At 61.1% G+C, this 16,258-nt stretch carries 16 protein-coding genes and 4 pseudogenes; 12 read left to right on the forward strand and 8 right to left on the reverse strand.

Features of this window, described 5'->3' with window-relative positions; all coding sequences use genetic code 11:
* Window positions 1–188: pseudogene (locus tag AA309_RS11495) on the reverse strand (hypothetical protein); the annotation flags it as partial.
* 714 nt (window positions 189–902) lie between these two features.
* Here AA309_RS11495 and AA309_RS37410 point away from each other — a divergent pair.
* Window positions 903–1,055: a BrnT family toxin gene (locus AA309_RS37410; protein WP_342027942.1), complete on the forward strand. Its 153-nt coding sequence runs from the start codon at window positions 903–905 to the stop codon at window positions 1,053–1,055.
* 104 nt (window positions 1,056–1,159) lie between these two features.
* Entirely contained in the window at window positions 1,160–1,525 is a 366-nt protein-coding gene (locus AA309_RS11505; protein WP_244470324.1) for a BrnA antitoxin family protein, read from the forward strand.
* Window positions 1,526–1,925: 400 nt separating this feature from the next.
* Here the strand turns inward: AA309_RS11505 and repC are convergent, their stop codons facing one another.
* The 4 genes from repC to repA all read right to left on the reverse strand — a co-directional run bounded on the left by repC (window position 1,926) and on the right by repA (window position 5,458).
* Window positions 1,926–2,252 carry a replication initiation protein RepC gene (gene repC / locus AA309_RS36380; protein ID WP_244470325.1) on the reverse strand — a complete coding sequence of 109 codons (327 nt, stop codon included), beginning with the start codon at window positions 2,250–2,252 and terminating at the stop codon, window positions 1,926–1,928.
* A gap of 270 nt (window positions 2,253–2,522) precedes the next feature.
* Complete coding sequence (locus AA309_RS36385) at window positions 2,523–3,059, reverse strand: helix-turn-helix domain-containing protein (protein WP_244470327.1); 537 nt, start codon at window positions 3,057–3,059, stop codon at window positions 2,523–2,525.
* Window positions 3,060–3,254: 195 nt separating this feature from the next.
* A complete protein-coding gene (repB, locus tag AA309_RS11515; RefSeq protein ID WP_047189170.1) occupies window positions 3,255–4,262 on the reverse strand; it encodes a plasmid partitioning protein RepB in 1,008 nt (335 codons plus the stop codon).
* Window positions 4,259–5,458 (reverse strand): plasmid partitioning protein RepA, encoded by a 1,200-nt coding sequence (gene repA / locus AA309_RS11520; protein WP_047189171.1) that lies wholly within the window; start codon window positions 5,456–5,458, stop codon window positions 4,259–4,261. Before repA ends, repB begins: the two co-directional genes overlap by 4 nt.
* A 307-nt stretch (window positions 5,459–5,765) precedes the next feature.
* On the opposite strand from repA, the gene AA309_RS37645 reads away from it, so the two are divergent.
* Window positions 5,766–5,891: a WGR domain-containing protein gene (locus AA309_RS37645; RefSeq protein ID WP_425286868.1), complete on the forward strand. Its 126-nt coding sequence runs from the start codon at window positions 5,766–5,768 to the stop codon at window positions 5,889–5,891.
* A 1,199-nt stretch (window positions 5,892–7,090) separates the two neighbouring features.
* Here AA309_RS37645 and AA309_RS36390 read toward each other — a convergent pair.
* Window positions 7,091–7,294: pseudogene (locus tag AA309_RS36390) on the reverse strand (DUF7696 family protein); the annotation flags it as partial.
* 580 nt (window positions 7,295–7,874) lie between these two features.
* On the opposite strand from AA309_RS36390, the gene AA309_RS11535 reads away from it, so the two are divergent.
* Window positions 7,875–8,126, forward strand: a complete 252-nt coding sequence (locus AA309_RS11535; protein ID WP_047189174.1) for a WGR domain-containing protein — start codon at window positions 7,875–7,877, stop codon at window positions 8,124–8,126.
* 138 nt (window positions 8,127–8,264) lie between these two features.
* Here AA309_RS11535 and AA309_RS11540 read toward each other — a convergent pair whose 3' ends face one another.
* Entirely contained in the window at window positions 8,265–9,173 is a 909-nt protein-coding gene (locus AA309_RS11540; protein ID WP_047189175.1) for a recombinase family protein, read from the reverse strand.
* A gap of 630 nt (window positions 9,174–9,803) precedes the next feature.
* Between AA309_RS11540 and AA309_RS31910 the strand changes: the two genes are divergently transcribed.
* The 5 genes from AA309_RS31910 (at window position 9,804) to AA309_RS11565 (ending at window position 13,122) form a co-directional block, all read left to right on the forward strand.
* Complete coding sequence (locus AA309_RS31910; protein ID WP_052954649.1) at window positions 9,804–10,172, forward strand: hypothetical protein; 369 nt, start codon at window positions 9,804–9,806, stop codon at window positions 10,170–10,172.
* A 562-nt stretch (window positions 10,173–10,734) separates the two neighbouring features.
* Window positions 10,735–11,154, forward strand: a complete 420-nt coding sequence (locus AA309_RS11550) for a GFA family protein (RefSeq protein ID WP_047189176.1) — start codon at window positions 10,735–10,737, stop codon at window positions 11,152–11,154.
* A 387-nt stretch (window positions 11,155–11,541) separates the two neighbouring features.
* Entirely contained in the window at window positions 11,542–12,129 is a 588-nt protein-coding gene (locus AA309_RS11555; RefSeq protein WP_047189177.1) for a TetR/AcrR family transcriptional regulator, read from the forward strand.
* Between the two features lie 35 nt (window positions 12,130–12,164).
* Complete coding sequence (locus AA309_RS11560) at window positions 12,165–12,452, forward strand: YciI family protein (protein WP_047189178.1); 288 nt, start codon at window positions 12,165–12,167, stop codon at window positions 12,450–12,452.
* Between the two features lie 37 nt (window positions 12,453–12,489).
* Window positions 12,490–13,122: a DNA-3-methyladenine glycosylase I gene (locus tag AA309_RS11565; RefSeq protein ID WP_047189179.1), complete on the forward strand. Its 633-nt coding sequence runs from the start codon at window positions 12,490–12,492 to the stop codon at window positions 13,120–13,122.
* Between the two features lie 145 nt (window positions 13,123–13,267).
* Here AA309_RS11565 and AA309_RS11570 read toward each other — a convergent pair.
* A pseudogene (locus AA309_RS11570) lies at window positions 13,268–13,591 on the reverse strand (transposase); the annotation flags it as partial.
* A gap of 221 nt (window positions 13,592–13,812) precedes the next feature.
* Here AA309_RS11570 and AA309_RS11575 point away from each other — a divergent pair.
* The 3 genes and pseudogenes from AA309_RS11575 to AA309_RS33030 form a co-directional block, all read left to right on the forward strand.
* A complete protein-coding gene (locus AA309_RS11575) occupies window positions 13,813–14,253 on the forward strand; it encodes a DUF305 domain-containing protein (RefSeq protein ID WP_047189181.1) in 441 nt (146 codons plus the stop codon).
* Window positions 14,250–15,644 (forward strand): YncE family protein, encoded by a 1,395-nt coding sequence (locus tag AA309_RS11580; protein WP_047189182.1) that lies wholly within the window; start codon window positions 14,250–14,252, stop codon window positions 15,642–15,644. Before AA309_RS11575 ends, AA309_RS11580 begins: the two co-directional genes overlap by 4 nt.
* Window positions 15,645–16,025: 381 nt before the next feature.
* A pseudogene (locus AA309_RS33030) lies at window positions 16,026–16,258 on the forward strand (IS6 family transposase); the annotation flags it as partial.

The following is a 16,258-nucleotide window of genomic DNA, read 5'->3' on the forward strand; positions in this document are numbered from 1 at the left end:
TCGCAGCGCGACTGCCAGCCGGCGGACAGGCCCGAGGCCTCCAGCCGAGCGTCCAGACGGACGATGTGGATGGCGACCTGCTCGAACCGCCCGGCGATGGTCTCCCACGGCAGATCTGGAAGCTCGTAGGTCTTCGGCACCAGCGGTGTCGGGTCATCGAAGTCCGGCTCTCTGCCCCTAAAAGCCACGCTAATGCCCCAGAGCTAAGTTATTGATCGCTCAAAGTATAGCTTGGATGTCGGAAGCGAAGCAAGCACTGGCTACAATCTGATGGAGGGGCGCGGGCGGTTTGACGGGGCTGCACCCGAGCGTCACCTCAACGGGAGCCGTTTGATGCTCGGGCGGAGCGCCCTGCTTGGACTCGAGCCCGCCGTATGGTCACAGAATGCCTTGTTTTAAGCCATTTTCGACCGCCGGTGAGAAGCCCGGTCCCTCTCGGCTGGTAAACGAAATCCTTCATCGATCGTCTTCAAACGATCTTTTACTACAACCTCCTACTTTGTACAAATGACGACCGAGACAACGGTGCCAACACCCCTCCCCTGCCCCAGCTTTTCGTAGCAGACGGCTCCGGTAGTGCGAAACTTGGAAGCGGCGAGCGCGAACCGCTCCACATGCGCTGGGACTTCCCGCCACCCTCAATTTAAGCGTTCAGCCGTTCGTTTTGGCTGTGCCCCGTCATGAACTCTTCAGCGCTCACCTCGCTCACGTGTGAGCAGGCATAGCTGTGCCTTCCACACTTGATCGACCGGGCCAGGGGGTGGAAAGGACAGCTCCTCGCCTCATCAGCTTTGCTATTCCTGCTTGGAAGGTTCTATAGCTTGCCCTCGCGCATTCTCCGGTCCCTTCCCGTCTGAACTTTCGGTGGCGGAGGCTATTTTGTGGGCGCATAAATATTCGGGATGAAGATCGTTTGGGACGAGCCGAAGCGTCTGGCTAACCTCGACAAGCACGGTTCGGATTTCAGAGATTTCGAGGAAGGCTTCGGCTGGCAGGCATGCCTCGTCTTTCCGTCACGCCCGAGCCGGGCGGGCTCGCCACCAGATGATCGGTGAGCTCAATGGCGAGCTGGTGGTGGTTGCGGTCGTGTCCCCGCTAGGCTCCGAGGCACTGTCATTGGTGAGCCTGCGCCCCGCCAGTAGCAAGGAAAGGAGGCTCTATGAGCGAAACATCTAAGCCGACCTTCAAGGGCTACGCCCAGCAGGACTGGGATGAGGTCGCCGACAATCCGGAACTCACCCCGGCGGATTTTGAGAAGGCCCGCTCAGGCGCTGAGGCCTTTCCGGAACTTGTGGCCCGTCGGCGCGGTCGCCCCAAGGTTGAAGCGCCCAAAGTCGCAGTGAATATCCGCGTCGCCCCGGATGTGCTTGCCGCCTACCAGGCTGGTGGCCGGGCTGGCAGACCCGCATGCATGAGGCCCTGCGCAAGGGTGCTTCAGGTCCTCACCGTTCTCCGGAAAAGACCTCGGGTCTCGCCGCCTCAAGCAGGCGCAACTCAAGGGCCGCAAAGGCCTTATCCGGCCTGAAATCGTCCACCAAGGGCAAGAGAAGAGACTGAAGCACCCCTCCCTCTAGGCCGCCCTCACAGCACCGCCCGGCAGCATTTTTCCGCACGAGCCAAGCGTCCACCCTTTGGCCGCTCGCGCGTGACGTCACGCGCAGCTTGATGTGGCGTCGCCTTGGCAGGTCACCCCTGCCCCTCGCGAAACAAACTTGGTTCGGGCGACAGCGGATAGGGCGGGCTATGTTCCGCAATCGATTGTGCCTCTCGAAGAGCATGGGCAGGATCATGTTTGGAGTCGTGCCGCAGCATCAAGCCGACCGACCTGGCATGGTCCAATTGATGCCCTGAATCATCAAGTTCGGAATCGACCACCCTGTGATGCAGCAAGCTCCCTATTCTGCCAGGCGAGCGCGGACATCCCATCAGCTCATGCGCCTGCGCCGCATCGCGAGCAATTCGACCTCCAGGTTGATCTTTCCGGCCTTGACCATCCGCACCAGTGCCCTGAAGTACCCGTCCGCGTTCTTGATGCGCAAGCTGCCGCTTGAAACATCATCCTCGTTGAGTTGCAGGACGTAGAGAACCGCAATAGCCGCACTGACCGGGCCGATATCCGCGACCGCCTCGTTCCAGGCACTCTCGTGTGCCCCAAGGGACGCTCTCAAGTACCGCCCTGCCCCGACGATGACGGCGATATCGCAAATGAATCGTCCGTAGTCACTGACCGTGAGACAAGCCTCAACGAGCAAAGCTGGTGATAGGTGCCCGGCCGGCCGTTCGTTTGGCAGAACCGCCTCAGCTTTCCTCGGAAAGCCTTTTGTACAAGACTCACTGGGATATCCGTTGTTTGTTTTTTGTGATTGACTCTGAGTCCGCCATTGCCGGTCTGATAGAAAGCTTCCTCAGCGAGGGTTCTTAGATCCTGCCAATTCTGCAGCAGGCCAGCGGGAAGTTCGGCTGTCGAGCGGGCTGGCGTGCGGCTCAGAAGCTCACTGTAGCGGTTTTCGAGGTCGGAGCGATCAAGCCGGGAAATGCTGCGCAAGGGCGCTGACGGCCTCCTCCGCGGCTCTGCGGGCCACCGTGACTTCATCGTAGGCGCGCTTGCGGATCTCGCGCATGACCTTCAGCTCGGCCAGCATCGCAGTCCACTCCCCTCGCCTCGCGTAGACAGGCGTCAGTTCAAAGCCGTAGGCGTCGATGATGTCGCCGGCGAGATCCCGGATCGCCAACCGTTTCCCATTGGGCGAGTCCTTTGCCACGATCAGCTTGAGTTCCGTGAGCTGCGCCAGAATGCGCCGGATTGAGCGCTCGTTAAGTCCCGTGCGGCTCGCCAGATAGTCATTGGACGGCCATACCAGCAACTTCTCCCGCTCCTGCTCGGCCCAACAGGCGACGAGCTCGGACAGCACCAAGCGCTGGGCGGGGCGTAAACTCAGCGCCTTCTCCGCATTCCGGGCTGCAGCCGAGAGTTCTTTACGCGTAACGGTACGGGCGCCTCCACGGCAAGCCTCTTTGCGGCCAAAGCGGCATGAACCAGCCGCCTGCCTCCTGTCGATGCAGTCTGCCCCCTACCCTCCTCTGCGAGGGCAGAGCGCGATCGTTCACCGGGGTCGGTGTTTCTCTTGATACACAACTCGCTGGGATGGCATAAAGGGTTTGCGAGAACGCTTTGTTGCCATCACCAGTGGCGATGAGATCCAAAGGCCCTTGGAGTTACCAGCTCCAGGGACCTTTTGCTTTGCCGCGGTTCATCACTTGATCTCCTCCTGCCGTGCCTTGGCATAGGCCTCCGCAAGGCTTGGAAGCTGCTCGACCAGGTACGCCGCGAAGTCCGCATCGAATCCCTGATCGACACTGATCCTCAGATCGCGGCCGGTCTGGCTGACCTTGGCGACCTTTTGACCAGAAGGGGTTGAAATTGCACGAGCCTTGAGTTGGGAGCTCCCAACTGACGGCTTCTTGGAAGCCGCCGCGAACACGCGTGCGAACCGGCCATCGCTGTCGAGTTTGACGAACGACGGTTCGCTGATCGCAGCCTCCGCGGCCTTCTTAGCATGCGGCGCCTCCAAGGCCTTCGACAGCGCAATCCAGCGCGCCCTGCCCGCCTTTGGGGCCGGACCGATCGCCGATGCGATGGCGAACGGAATCGCCTTGGCGACCGCAATGTACCGGCTCAGGTCTGATTTGTCGGTGGACAGAGCCTGCATGATGACAGCGCGATCGAAGTTCAGCTTCTCAAGGTGGTGGGCGAAGTAGGCCTTCTCGATGAACGAGAGATCGCGCCGATCCAAGTTCTCCTTGCCCTGAGCCACGACTAGCTCGTGATCGGTGAGATCGCGGACAACCGCCCTCACCTTCATCCCAAGCCGCACCGCCGCCTTCACACGGCGATGGCCGTAGGCGATCTGATAGCGGCTCTTATTGTCGGGATGGGGCCGCACAAGGATCGGCACCTGTTGGCCGCTCTCGCGCATGCTCTCGACCAGGGCGTCGATCGATGCGTCGGTAGCGTCGTTGATGCGATCCGACACGAACGAGCTGTCGATCAGAGCGGCGTCCAGCTCTACGATGGCCGAGCCCGATTCCACCTGGTCGCGGATCTCGGTGAGCTGCTGGAGAGCGCCGCCCATGGCCGCAATCGCACCGGAGCGGATGCGCGGTGTTGATGGCATTTGAGGGGCCAAGTTGGGAGCTCCCAACTTTTCAGGAGCTTTCGGTGCCGCCGAGAAAATGGCGTCCATTGCACTCTTGCGGCTCATGCTGCACGTCCCCACGCCTTACGGACCATCGTTTCAATCTCGCCGTTGACCGCATCCAACGCCTCGATGGCGCGGTCATAGGTCTGCCGGTTCATGGATTCCCGGCCGACCTCGTAGAGGGTCTGCTTGGTGAGGCCCGCGTCTGAGACGGCGGACGACTTCACCATCGGGCTCGTGAGAACCGCATCGCCAAAGAGATTGCGCAGCAGCGCGGTGATGCGGGTCTGCGGACCGTCCTGAGGTTCGTAGCGCGTGATCAGATAACGGAGCGCGTCGTAGCGGATCTGACCACCGGCTCCGCGCACGACCTCCAGGAGATCGTCCGTCATGGCGAGGAACTGGGACATGGAGGCCACGTCGAGCATCTGCGGATGCACAGTGATAAGAAGCGAGGTCGCCGCACACAGTGCCGAGAGCGTCAGGAACCCGAGCTGCGGCGGGCAGTCGATCACGACCACGTCGTAGTTATCGGCGACGCTGTCGAGCGCCTGGGCGACACGCTCGAAGAACATCGAGTCGCGCTGTCGGGAAGTGAGGGCCTTCGGCGTCTCGTGCTCGAACTCCATCAGCTCGAGGTTGCCCGGCACGATGTCGAGGCCGGTGAAGTAGGTAGGCCTGATGATCTCGGAGAGCGGGCGCTTCTCCTCACTGTAGCGGATCGCGCCATAGATGGTTTCGCCCGGGCCGACGTCGATTTCAGGCTGGATGCCATGTAGGGCCGACAGCGACGCCTGCGGGTCGAGGTCGACGGCCAGCACCCGATAGCCTTTCAGCACCAGGTACTGCGCCATGTGCGCCGAGGTGGTGGTCTTGCCCGATCCGCCCTTGAAGTTGACGACAGAGATCACCTGAAGGTGCTCGTTTCCCTGGCGGCGCGGCGAGAACCTCCGGCCTGATTTCGTGGTCTCGTCGAAGTACTCGCGCAGCGCATGGATGTCGGCGAGCGAGTAGGAGCGGCGCCCGTACTGTGTCACCTCGGGCTGCGGGCCGTGTCCGTCAATGGACAACTGGCGCAACCGGCTATCGGAAATCCCAAGGAGTTTCGCGGCCTCACCAGAGGAAAACCGGCGAAGAACCTTCTCAGCGCTCGGGGGATAAAAGGCTGCAGCCATCGCTTGCAGCTGCGAGCGCAGGATCACAGCGTGCTCGCCGATGGCAGAGCCCGTTTCTGGAGACGGCAGGGCAGCGTCTATCATTGCAGCTTGCTGTTTCACGTCGGTCCTCTCGTTTACGGCAAATCAACAAATACACATCTATTACCGTAAAGGTTAATGGTTTCTTCGATTCGTCCGAAGAGTCGAGTCTGTTGGGAGCTCCCAACCGGATTCAGCTGTTGGGAACCTCGGCCTATCGATCGCGTGAATCGGTCGCTGTGGAACTGATTCCGTCTTTGCATCGGATCAGATTTCGTGTCTGCGCGACACTCGGTGCGTGCCCCAAGACAAGCTCCAGTTTCTAGTTCTCGACCGCCGCGACGCTGCGGCGAACGTGGCCCGCTTCTATGTGCTGGCGCTTAAGGAGAGTCTGTTTGGGAACACTGCCTTGATCCGCGAATGGGGTCGCACCAGCACTCAAGGCCAGCGCAGGGTCGAACTGCTCCAGCAAAGTAGAAGTGATAGAGGCGCTTGAGACTTGGCTGCGCCGAAGACAGCAGCGATGCTATCGGATCAGGAGGGATGCGCAGGCTCGGATTCGAGGCCATCCTGAAACGAGAGGAGAGCGCCAACCGCTCTTCTCTTTTTTGTCTGACTGAAAAGTTGGGAGCTCCCAACTCTACACCCGACGAGGCGTTCGCTTACCCTCATACCGTCATGTCACGCTGTGAGCCGTCATATGGCAAAAGGCGAATGCATGCAGCCTGATACGATCAAGTTGCCATCGTTGGCGTTGCACCAGTTCGGCGGGAGCCTCTGGTAGATGCGCGAAGACCGATGCGAGGCGCGGTAGTGTATGGTCCCTACGTCACCACCGAGGACGCGCAAAAAGGCATGCAGGACGCCGGCCGGAAACTTACGGTCGCCGTCACGGCCACTCTGGAAGTGGCCGGAATCGATCTGAGACCGAGAGCTGCCGCGTAGGGTCGGGGTGTCGATCCTCAATCGACCGGTGACCCTCGGCACGATGCGGGCGCCTTCCACTATCCTGCCGCTTTCGTCTTGGAAGCCCTCAAGTCATTAACCTTCCGTTGGTCCACTTTTTGCCGGCTCTCACGATCCTTCTCGAAGTGATCGAGTTAGCATGCAGGACAGCCGATCATCACGGCAGCCATGAGAAAAACGCCATTCAATGAACTCGGGGCTTGGTTGCCCTGTTATTGCAATTCTGACCAGCCCGATCGCTGCGTCTGCTCAGACAGTGAGCATGCGCTGCCGCACTGGTACGGCTGGCGGGAAGGGGTCTGAGCTCCCGCCCATGACGCATGAGCAGAAGGCCTTGTGCCTGAGTGAGGTCAAGAGCGTCGAGGTCACGGGCACCGAGGCGCGTGAGCTGGAACGGGAAGGGGCCGAGGACTGCCCACTGCGTAATCGGCACCCGGGTCGAGTACTGTCGCGACAACGGGCTTATGTGACGTAAAGTCCAAGTTGGGAGCTCCCAACTCGGGGAGATCTACTGCATGTTCGGCTTGGACGCGCTCGACGATCTCCCGGGCCAAATCCCGCAGCTCGTCGGCCAGACTGTCGGTGTCGGGGGAGATCACGAACAGCGCCGTTGAGAGCTTCAGGAACAGATCCCGCGTGTTCCGCGGCTCCACCGAGTCGGTAGGGAGCATCCGATTGGTGCGCTGGATCGAGTGAATGCATCGTGCTGCCTCTGATCGATCAGCTTGCTCATGCGCGTGTTTCTTCCTTCTTGGCCCGCGCCTCGGTGAGCTTCTCCATCCAGCCGAGCAGCTCTTCCGCAGCCTCGAGACCACGCATCGCGATGACGCCGCGCTCAATCGTCTCCCCGTCTGCATCTCTTATTCCATTGAAGAACGCATCTCGCTCGGTCTTAGTCATCTTGAGGATGGTCCGGGCTTCGCATCGGTGTTGCCATTCCTCGGACTAGGTGTTCACAAGCTGGCCCACGATCTCGGAGAGAGCCGTGGTGTCGCGGGAATAGTCGCGCTCATGCGGCCTGTTATGCCACGCCAGACATGAAGAATCTTTCGGGGGTGATAAACGAGCCGTCGGAACGCCAATCGACAGCTCGCCGCCAAGGAAGGACCAGAGGAAGATACCGAGCCACGTCCCGAGCTCGCCCGGCCGGGTCGGTTATAGGAAGAGTGGCGGTAGTCTCAAGGCATGTGCGGGTACCGCTCAGACCTAGACAAGGGATACCAGAGATAATGGCCATAGGCCGTGATCACCCGACGCCCCGATGTCTTTCCCTCCGGTTCGACACCGTTGGTGGATGAGCCATAACGCGAGCCGGGGGACACGGCCATCGACCATTGCCATTAACCATCCTGCGGCCCGCCTTTGATCTGGTCACCGTTGCCGATCGTCTCATCGCTCTTTCCTCTATCGAAGCGCAGGAAGCCGCCCGATAGATTCATGTCCGTGATGTCGGGCCTGTGAAAGATTCAGGACTTTGATTTGACCCCCGCCTGCCGACCTGCAGACTGGGTTTATGCTCAAGAACACACTGAATTTTCTCGTCCTTGATCGCCGTGACCCGGCCCGGAACATGAGCCGGTTCTATGTTCTCTCGGTCGAGATCAGCTTGTTCGGCAGCGCCACTCTGGCGCGCGAGTACGGGCGCATAGGGAAGCCCAGCCGCCGACGTATCGAGATCCATGAAAGTGAGGGTAGAGCGGTCGAATCGCTTGAGCGCTGGCTCATGAGAAAGCAGCGACGCGGCTACCGGGTGCAGAGCGGTTAGGACGAGTTATCGTGACTCGTCGGCGAGTTACCGTGAGGTGCGTACGCGTCGCCCGCAACTCGTGCGTAACTCTCCCGCGAGCTGTCCACGGGTTACGCAGAATGGCACAACTGATTTTTTGCATCACTTACGGATTCGTTATCTGATTTCTGGCACGGCAAGACCGAGCTTGCGGGCTTTGTCCAACTGGAACTTCACCGAACTCGCTGTCCACCGCAGCCCGCCCCGAGGTGTCCTTTCCCGCATGCCCTCCAGTTGAGCGCCAATATCCCGCAGGCTGAGGGCAGGGTTGCCGATCGCAATGCCTGCGATCAAAGTCATGAGCCGATCGTCCGGCGGTCTTCGGCCAGCCTTGCCGAGCAAGCCAGGCTCGAAGATCTTTTCGGTGACCAGACGCCTCACTGCCCTCCGAAGGCTCTGCGTCGTCCAGCGCTGCCCCTTCGCATTGAGGACCTGCACGACATCCTCCCAGCTATGGTCCGGCCGCATCTGCCGGACAATCGGCAGGAAGGTTTCGGCCTTGTGGATGAGATCTCCGAGATAGACGCGATGTCTTGCGGTGGCGGCTTTGCGTATAGCCTCGGGACTGCCGGCCCTGAGGCCTGGGTTGCCTGGCATCCTTCCTTTCGACTTTGCCGCTTTCACTCCGGCCTTCGTGCGCTCCGAGATCAGCGACCGCTCGAGCTGGGCGACGGCGCCGAGGACTTGTAGCGAGAACATGCCTTGCGGCGTGCTCGTGTCGATCGGGTCCCGGAGCGACCGGAAGTGCGCGCCCTTGCTCTCAAGGTCCTCGATTACCGCGAGCAGGTGGCTGACTGAGCGCGCCAAGCGATCGAGCCGTACCACCACAAGGACCTCATCCTTCCTGATCTCGCGCAACAACCGGGATAGGACGGGACGGGCCCGTGATGCGCCGGAGGCTTGCTCCTGGTGGACGACCTCGCAGCCCGCAGCGCGGAGATCGTCGACCTGGGCGTCGGTGGCTTGCTCGTCGGTAGAGACGCGGGCGTATCCAATCAGGCGCTTACGGGCAGGGGAGGGCGGCATCGGTCTCATTCCAACCGTGTTGAAGGCCTTTGTACAGTTATTGCGATTAGGGATAAAGGATCGTTTGAAGACGATCGGTGAGGGACTTCATTTACCACTCAAAGAGAGCAGGGCTTCCCTCAAGCCCGCTAAAATGGCTTAAGACAAGGACTTCTGAGGCTCTTCAGCTGCCCAACCGTCTTCATGGGCATCTGGGATTAGGCCTCAGATGGAGTAGTCCGCGACGCCGCCCTGCAGAACCGTACGAATCCATCCGCCAGGCCGTAGCCAATGGCTGCTTAGCTTCCAGTGCCCCGGCTATCGGGTTTTATCTCAATAGCTTATCATTAACGCGTAAGCGTAGCCTTGGAAGGAACGAGGATCCAAAATCCCAAGTGAGAGGAGCCTCGCTCGCAGAAACCCACGTCGCCTCTGCTGTCACGATCGGAGCAGGAGCGGGAGACTGTCGGCAATCTGATAGGCGTTCACGGCAGCAGGAGAGGGGAGGGCAGGTTAGGAGGAAAGAGCAGACCTTGTCACGGCCACGCTGAACGGCTGAGTTTGACCCCGACCCGACCTTGGCTTCCCCATGGTGGCATATTTTTCACACGGTGCTGATGGCATCATGGGTGCATCTTCCTGGAGGGCCACATGCCTGAGCCTGACGAAACGGAATGGTCGCCCCATATAGATGCGCTGGTCGCCGCACCGGCCAACCACCGGCTCCTCTTCGAGGACGACGCTGTTCGGGTGCTGGAGGTCACCGTCGAGCCTGGCGAGTGCGAGAACCTGCATCACCACCGCTGGCCGAGCATCATGGTTGTGTTGGCCCGGCCGAATTACCGCAACTTCGACGCGGACGGGAACGAGATTCCTCCCTTGGGCGGGACGCCGACCAGTCCCATCCTGCCGCGGGCCCTGCGCCTGCCACCACAGCAATTGCACGCCATTGAGGTTGCGGACGACGCGCCGCACGGATTTCGGGGTATTCGGGTCGAGTTCAAGACCCCCGAGGCCTAGAGTGTTGGACTGGAGATTGGACGCCTGAGCTGATCTATGGCTCCCTCGTTATGATAGGAGGTGGGGCATGGGTCGCTCCCCATGCCCGGATTGGGATACGGTGCTTACGATGGAGGCCCTAATGCCAAGGCTTCTTGAGCCAAGCGCAACATGGTCAACCGCATGCCAAGATGAGTTCAGGAGGAACCAGTTCAACTCGTGTGTCGGGACCCGTCTTCTCTGCCAGACCGAACGGGTCCGGGTTTGGGAAGTCCGATTGAAGCCCGCAGAGCGCCTCGCCTTATCGCCATGTTCTGGACTACTTCTGGGTTGCCACAACACCCGGAAAAGCTCTCTCGCACCAACAGGACGGCTCGGTGGTGGAGGCCACCTATTGGACCAGGAGAGCTCAAGGTCCATGACTTAGAGAACATCGGAGACACTGAGCTGATCTTTACGACGGTGGAGTTTCTCGACAGCGCAAACCCACCCCTCCCTTTGCCGGCCGATACTGCGGTGAGGCCCCAAGTAGCCTGATTCACTTAGATGTGGGATCAGCTCTGAAAGGAAGAGGAGGTGCGCCATGAAGATTGATGGGCGCTGCCGCTGCGGCTTCATCACCTTCCAGGCTGAGATCGAGCCCGAGAAGGTGTGGCTTTGCCACTGCACCGACTGCCAGACCCTCTCGGGTTCAGCCTTCCGCACGGTGGCTCCCACGAGGGAGGGTGCCTTCACGCTGCTCTCAGGGGAGGTGAAGAACTATGTGAAGATTGGAACGAGTGGAGCGAGACGGCTTCACGGGTTCTGCCCCGAGTGTGGGTCCCCCATCTACTCGACGTCGGAGAATGACGGGCCAAAGGTCTACAACCTCCGGGTCGGAACGATCCGTCAGCGGTACGACCTCGTGCCACGAGCGCAGATCTGGTGCCGTTCGGCCCTGCCTTGGGCCACCGACATCAAGAGCCAAGAGCGCTTCGAGATGGGACCAGATCGACGCCCATAGAACCGTCACTGAGGCGTGTGCCGTGCACAGCCTTCCGCGAAATTGAACCAAAACCAGGAAGGTCCGTTCATGGCACGGGGCTGACGAAAGCCGAACTTCCGCAGTCACAGGGTGAGCTGACCTTCATATGGCCACGCTTAATGGCTCAGTTTGACTTGGTCCGGACATTTTCAATCAGCCAGGATCTTGACGGCTGTGGGACAACCGTCCTAGTCTCCGCTCTAGGTCAAGCGTCCTAGAACCGTTCATCCGTTCATCGGAGCGCATTTTGTTTTCGAAGCTCGTCACGCTCCGGATGCCGGGGAATGCTGCGCCTGCCGGTTTAATCACCTGGCGCTCAGCCTCGGGCAGGTTGGCGAATGCGGCATATCCGAGGAGCCAGTTTGCATGAGCGTCCAGACAACCCGCGACCAGATCATCGAGGCGGCTGATCTGCTGTTCTATCGCCAGGGATACGAGCACACCTCGTTCGCGGACATTGCTGGGGCGGTCCAGATCTCGCGCGGAAACTTCTACTATCACTTCAAGAGCAAGGACGAGATCCTCGATGCCGTGATCGCCCTGCGTCTCGCCAACACCCAAAGGATGCTTGAGCTCTGGGAGGCCGAGGGGCAGCACCCCGCCGACCGGATCCGCAGCTTCATCAATATCCTCATTGCCAACCGTACGAAGATCATGCGGTACGGCTGTCCCGTCGGAACGCTCTGCACCGAGCTGGCCAAGCTCGATCATGTTGCCCAAACGGAGGGCAACAGGATCTTCACCCTGTTTCGCGACTGGCTGAGCCGCCAGTTTGCGCTGCTTGGTCTGGAGCCGGAGGCCGACGCACTGGCAATGCACATTCTCGCCCGGAGCCAAGGCGTCGCCACCCTCGCCAATGCCTTTCACGACGAGGTCTTCCTCCGCAAGGAGGCCGATCAGATGGGTGACTGGCTGGAGGCATGCATCCAGAAAGCCAGCGCACCACAATCATGACTTTCATCTGCCAAATCCCAAAGGAGACAGTTTCCATGTTCGTCGTCTTGCTCAGGTTTTCAGCCAACAAAGCCCAAGCCCCTCAATTCATGGAAGGCCACAAGGCCTGGATCCAGCGCGGCATGGAGGACGGTGTCTTCCTGGTCGTCGGCAGCCTCCAGCCCAATGCGGGCGGGGCCATCCTGGCCCATGGCATCACGCTCTCGGAGCTTCAGGCCCGGGTCAACGAGGACCCCTTCGTCGAGGAAGACGTCGTCAGCGCGGAAATCCTTGAAATGACCCTGGCCCGCACCGACGAGCGGCTGCGCTTTCTCATGAATTAAGTGCGCCGCCATTCGTCAGCAGAGGGAAAGTTGCGAGATGAGCAAAACAGTCCTGGGACCGGATGGCCAGCCGCGGTGTCGCTGGTGCAGCGCCGCGCCGGAGTTCTTCGCCTACCATGACAGGGAATGGGGCTTTCCGGTCGACGATGACCATCGCCTGTTCGAAAAGCTCTGCCTCGAGAGCTTCCAGTCCGGGCTGAGCTGGCGCACCATTCTGGCCAAGCGCGAGAATTTCCGTGCGGCGTTCCACAACTTCGACTTTACCAGGATCGCACGGTTCACCGAACGGGACGTCGAGCGGCTGCTCCAGGACGAGGGGATCATTCGCCATCGCGGCAAGATCGAGGCGGTCATCAACAATGCCGAACGGGCGCAGGAATTGGTCAGGCGGGAGGGCTCGCTGGCCGCTCATGTATGGCGCTTTGAGCCGGGCGTCGGCGAAGTGGCCGAGCCGCAGACAGCCTCGAGCTCGGCGGCGTCGATTGCGCTTTCGAAGGATCTCAAGAGACAGGGCTGGAAGTTCGTTGGTCCGACAACCGTGTATTCCTTCATGCAGGCCATGGGCCTGATCAATGACCATGCCGAGGAGTGCTCAATCCGCCCCAAAGCAGAGCGTGCGAGAGCAGCATTCACGCGACCAGCTCAGGTGCTGAAGGTAGCGTCTCGTTAGATGCTTCCTCACCTATGGGGCCTGACGCGAAGGTCTCCGTCTGGCAGATTCCGTTGCAAAAGTCGGCGCTCAGATTGATTGAGACAGCGACGAGTGTTTGTTTGCGGAGGTCAGGACTGGGATGAGCTGAGCGTCTGTGCTCTCCTCACGCGGCTTTGGTCACCTGAGGCTCTGTCAGCAGAACCAGTTTGGCGAGCTTCCTGAGGTTCTGGGCGGTGGCCGCTAACAGGAACTCGTCCTGAGCCCCGCACGGACCTCGCAGCCGCGGGCGTCCCATCTTCAGGATCCGCTTGAGATGCGCAAACAGCATCTCGACGCGCTTGCGACCCTGACGCGACTGCCCGAAGGCAGGCGTGTCCCTCAATGAGCGTTCGACCTCTCTTGCGTGCTCGTAGATGCTGCGCGGGATCTTGCGAGCCGACGTATTGGGACAGCACTGTTCCTTGAGGTCGCAGGCGCTGCGGGACGAGGTCGAGGATGCGCTCATCACCATCCATGTCGACCCGGAGAAGAAGGCCAAGCACGCCGGAATCGTCGTGCACTAGCCTGAAGAGCATTAGCCCCCAAACCGGGAGGAGGGGACACTCTGGCCGGTGCTCGTCGCACCGATCTGCGAAACTGTCATTCTTGGCTGCTGATGCCTGGAGGAGCCTTGGCATGACCGAAAGCATCGTTGTGGATTGACGTCCCATGGGAGGCCTCGTCCCATCCCTGCCGCTACGCCTGCTTCGATGGACGCTGCTGTCCGTCCTCCTTTGCGAGGGACGCTGGGCATGGGCGCAGGACATCCACCCTCATCAGCCGCCCGCCGCTCCGGAGCAGACGGCACCTGCTTCGGCTTCCGCGTCTTTCGATATTCTGATCGCTCAGGCAATGGACCGGATGCATGCGGCCATGGCCGCAGTCCCAAGGACGAGCCAGCCTGACCGCGACTTCCTGGCGGCCATGGTGCCTCACCACCAGGGGGCGATCGACATGGCGAAAGCTGTGCTCCTCGTCACGACCGATCCCCGCATCCGCAATCTCGCGCAATCGATCATCACCGAGCAGCAGTACGAGATCGACCTCATGACCCGCCTGCTCGCCGAGATGCCCGACCATGCCCCACCCGCGCAGGAGAATGCCCCGTGAAGCGCCTCGTTGTTGTTTGCACCATCCTCATGACCTCGACAGCCGCTATCGCTCTGCCGAGCGAGCGCGACCGCGTCTACACCGCTGACCAGAACAGCAACACGGTCTCGGTGATCGACCCGGCCAGCAACACGTTGCTCGGGCAGATCCGGCTCGGCAATCCGCGCCCGGACATCCTGAGCCCGCTCTACAAGGGCGAGGTCAACGTGCATGGCCTCGGCTTCTCGCCCGACCACAGGACGCTGGTGGCCGTCTCGACCGTGACGAACTCGGTCACCTTCATCGACACGGCCACGAACAAGGTGAAGGGGATCGCCTATATCGGGCGCAATCCGCATGAGGCGTTCTTCACGCCCGATGGCCAGCAGGTGTGGGCGACGGTACGGGGCGAGGACCATCTCGCCGTCATCGATGCCGCAACCTACCGGGAGGTCGGCCGCATCCCGACCACGAGCGGCCCGGGCATGACGATCTTTACGCCCGACGGCAAACTGGCGTTCGTCTGCAACAGCTTCAATCCGGTGGTCGAGGTGGTGGACGTCGCCAAGCGGGAGGTGATCAAAAAGATCCCGGTCGTGTCACCGTTCTCGCCGTTCATCCAGGTCACGCCCGACGGCTCGGAGGTCTGGCTGACCCATAAGGATGTCGGCAAGGTGACCCGCATCGACACGAAGGCGCTGGAGGTAAAGAGCACGATCGACACGGGCCCGATCACGAACCACCTCGCCTTCGGGCAGAGCGGAGGACGAACCCTCGCCTATGTCACCGTTGGTGGTGAAAACGCCGTGAAGGTCTTCACCATGGAGGCTACACCCGCCCTTGTGAAGACGATCCCGGTCGGGGCGCTTCCGCACGGGATCTGGGCATCCGGCGACGGCAGCCGGATCTACGTTGGGCTGGAGAACGGGGACGCTGTCGATGTGATCGACACGTCGAAGAACGAGACGATCGCGCGCATTCCGGTTGGCCAGGCCCCCCAGGCACTGGTAGTCGTATCCGACGCAGTCCCGCAAGGCACGGATGGGCGGGCCAACCTGACCCCGCGGCCCAGCGGACCGGAGACCGTCAACATCGCCCTGAAGGCGCCGCAAGGAGCAGACGGGGCAGGATACGTGGTCTCCCGCAATCTCGGGCTGGTCGACATCCTGGAGGTGAATGTCTCCCGGCTGAAGCCGGACACCGTCTACAGCGTGTTCCTGGAAGGGCGGGATGTGCCCGTTGCGGTATTGAAGACCAACCCCAGGGGAATGGGCATGATCTCCGCGACGGGACCAACCCGCGAGATCCGACCGGGGCCGGCTGAGGGCTCGGCCGGCGCTGGCTTGCGTGTCATCGTGGTTGAGGGCGAGGGGGCGTCGGCCAGCGCCCCACCAGTTCTCGTCGGCGGGTGAGAGGACATCCCCAGTAGCTGGAAGCCGTGCCGGCCTCGCAGCGCGATTCCCGTCAAGGGAGATCAGATATCCCGCGGCGGCAGCGGCTTGCGGGCGGGGCCGTGGATCACGGCCCCATCGCGCTCGAACACGGAGCCATGGCACAGGCCCCCCACGTAGATGGCCAAGGCTTTGATCGATGAACCTATCCGCAGCAAGAATGCTTCCCATCAAGCCCAACTGACGGCCAGCGGACGACTTCTCCTCGCCCGCTCTAGCGAGGACCGGGAAGAACGAAGCCACGGCTCGTGTTCGTCCCGCCAGACTGCGGCTGGATGTGTCGCAATAACTTGTTTCAGAGTTTCAAATACCATGGCCAGAGTCACAGTTGCGGAGGCCATAGTGTTCAAGGGCAGGCATTTTGATCGCTCGGTGGTCCTGCTCTGCGTCCGACGGTACTTGACCTATAATCTGAGCCTGCGAAATCTCGAGGAGATGATGGCCGAGCGCGGTGTCTCCGTCGACCATGCCACGATCCACCGCTGGACATTGCGATATGCGCCTGAACTGCTGGAGCGCTTCAACCAGCGCAAGAGGGCCGTCACTGGCAGATGTTGGGGTGGACGGCCCCCTTT

It is taken from the genome of Microvirga vignae (genome assembly GCF_001017175.1).
Lineage (GTDB): Bacteria > Pseudomonadota > Alphaproteobacteria > Rhizobiales > Beijerinckiaceae > Microvirga > Microvirga vignae.

What these genes read in the sequence shown, in the direction of transcription:
- AA309_RS37410 (WP_342027942.1), top strand. Translation starts at nt 903, where the DNA reads ATGAAGATCGTTTGGGACGAGCCGAAGCGTCTGGCTAACCTCGACAAG.
- AA309_RS11505 (WP_244470324.1), top strand. Translation starts at nt 1,160, where the DNA reads ATGAGCGAAACATCTAAGCCGACCTTCAAGGGCTACGCCCAGCAGGAC.
- repB (WP_047189170.1), bottom strand. Translation starts at nt 4,262, where the DNA reads ATGAGCCGCAAGAGTGCAATGGACGCCATTTTCTCGGCGGCACCGAAA.
- repA (WP_047189171.1), bottom strand. Translation starts at nt 5,458, where the DNA reads ATGATAGACGCTGCCCTGCCGTCTCCAGAAACGGGCTCTGCCATCGGC.
- AA309_RS11535 (WP_047189174.1), top strand. Translation starts at nt 7,875, where the DNA reads ATGCTCAAGAACACACTGAATTTTCTCGTCCTTGATCGCCGTGACCCG.
- AA309_RS11540 (WP_047189175.1), bottom strand. Translation starts at nt 9,173, where the DNA reads ATGCCGCCCTCCCCTGCCCGTAAGCGCCTGATTGGATACGCCCGCGTC.
- AA309_RS31910 (WP_052954649.1), top strand. Translation starts at nt 9,804, where the DNA reads ATGCCTGAGCCTGACGAAACGGAATGGTCGCCCCATATAGATGCGCTG.
- AA309_RS11550 (WP_047189176.1), top strand. Translation starts at nt 10,735, where the DNA reads ATGAAGATTGATGGGCGCTGCCGCTGCGGCTTCATCACCTTCCAGGCT.
- AA309_RS11555 (WP_047189177.1), top strand. Translation starts at nt 11,542, where the DNA reads ATGAGCGTCCAGACAACCCGCGACCAGATCATCGAGGCGGCTGATCTG.
- AA309_RS11560 (WP_047189178.1), top strand. Translation starts at nt 12,165, where the DNA reads ATGTTCGTCGTCTTGCTCAGGTTTTCAGCCAACAAAGCCCAAGCCCCT.
- AA309_RS11565 (WP_047189179.1), top strand. Translation starts at nt 12,490, where the DNA reads ATGAGCAAAACAGTCCTGGGACCGGATGGCCAGCCGCGGTGTCGCTGG.
- AA309_RS11575 (WP_047189181.1), top strand. Translation starts at nt 13,813, where the DNA reads ATGGGAGGCCTCGTCCCATCCCTGCCGCTACGCCTGCTTCGATGGACG.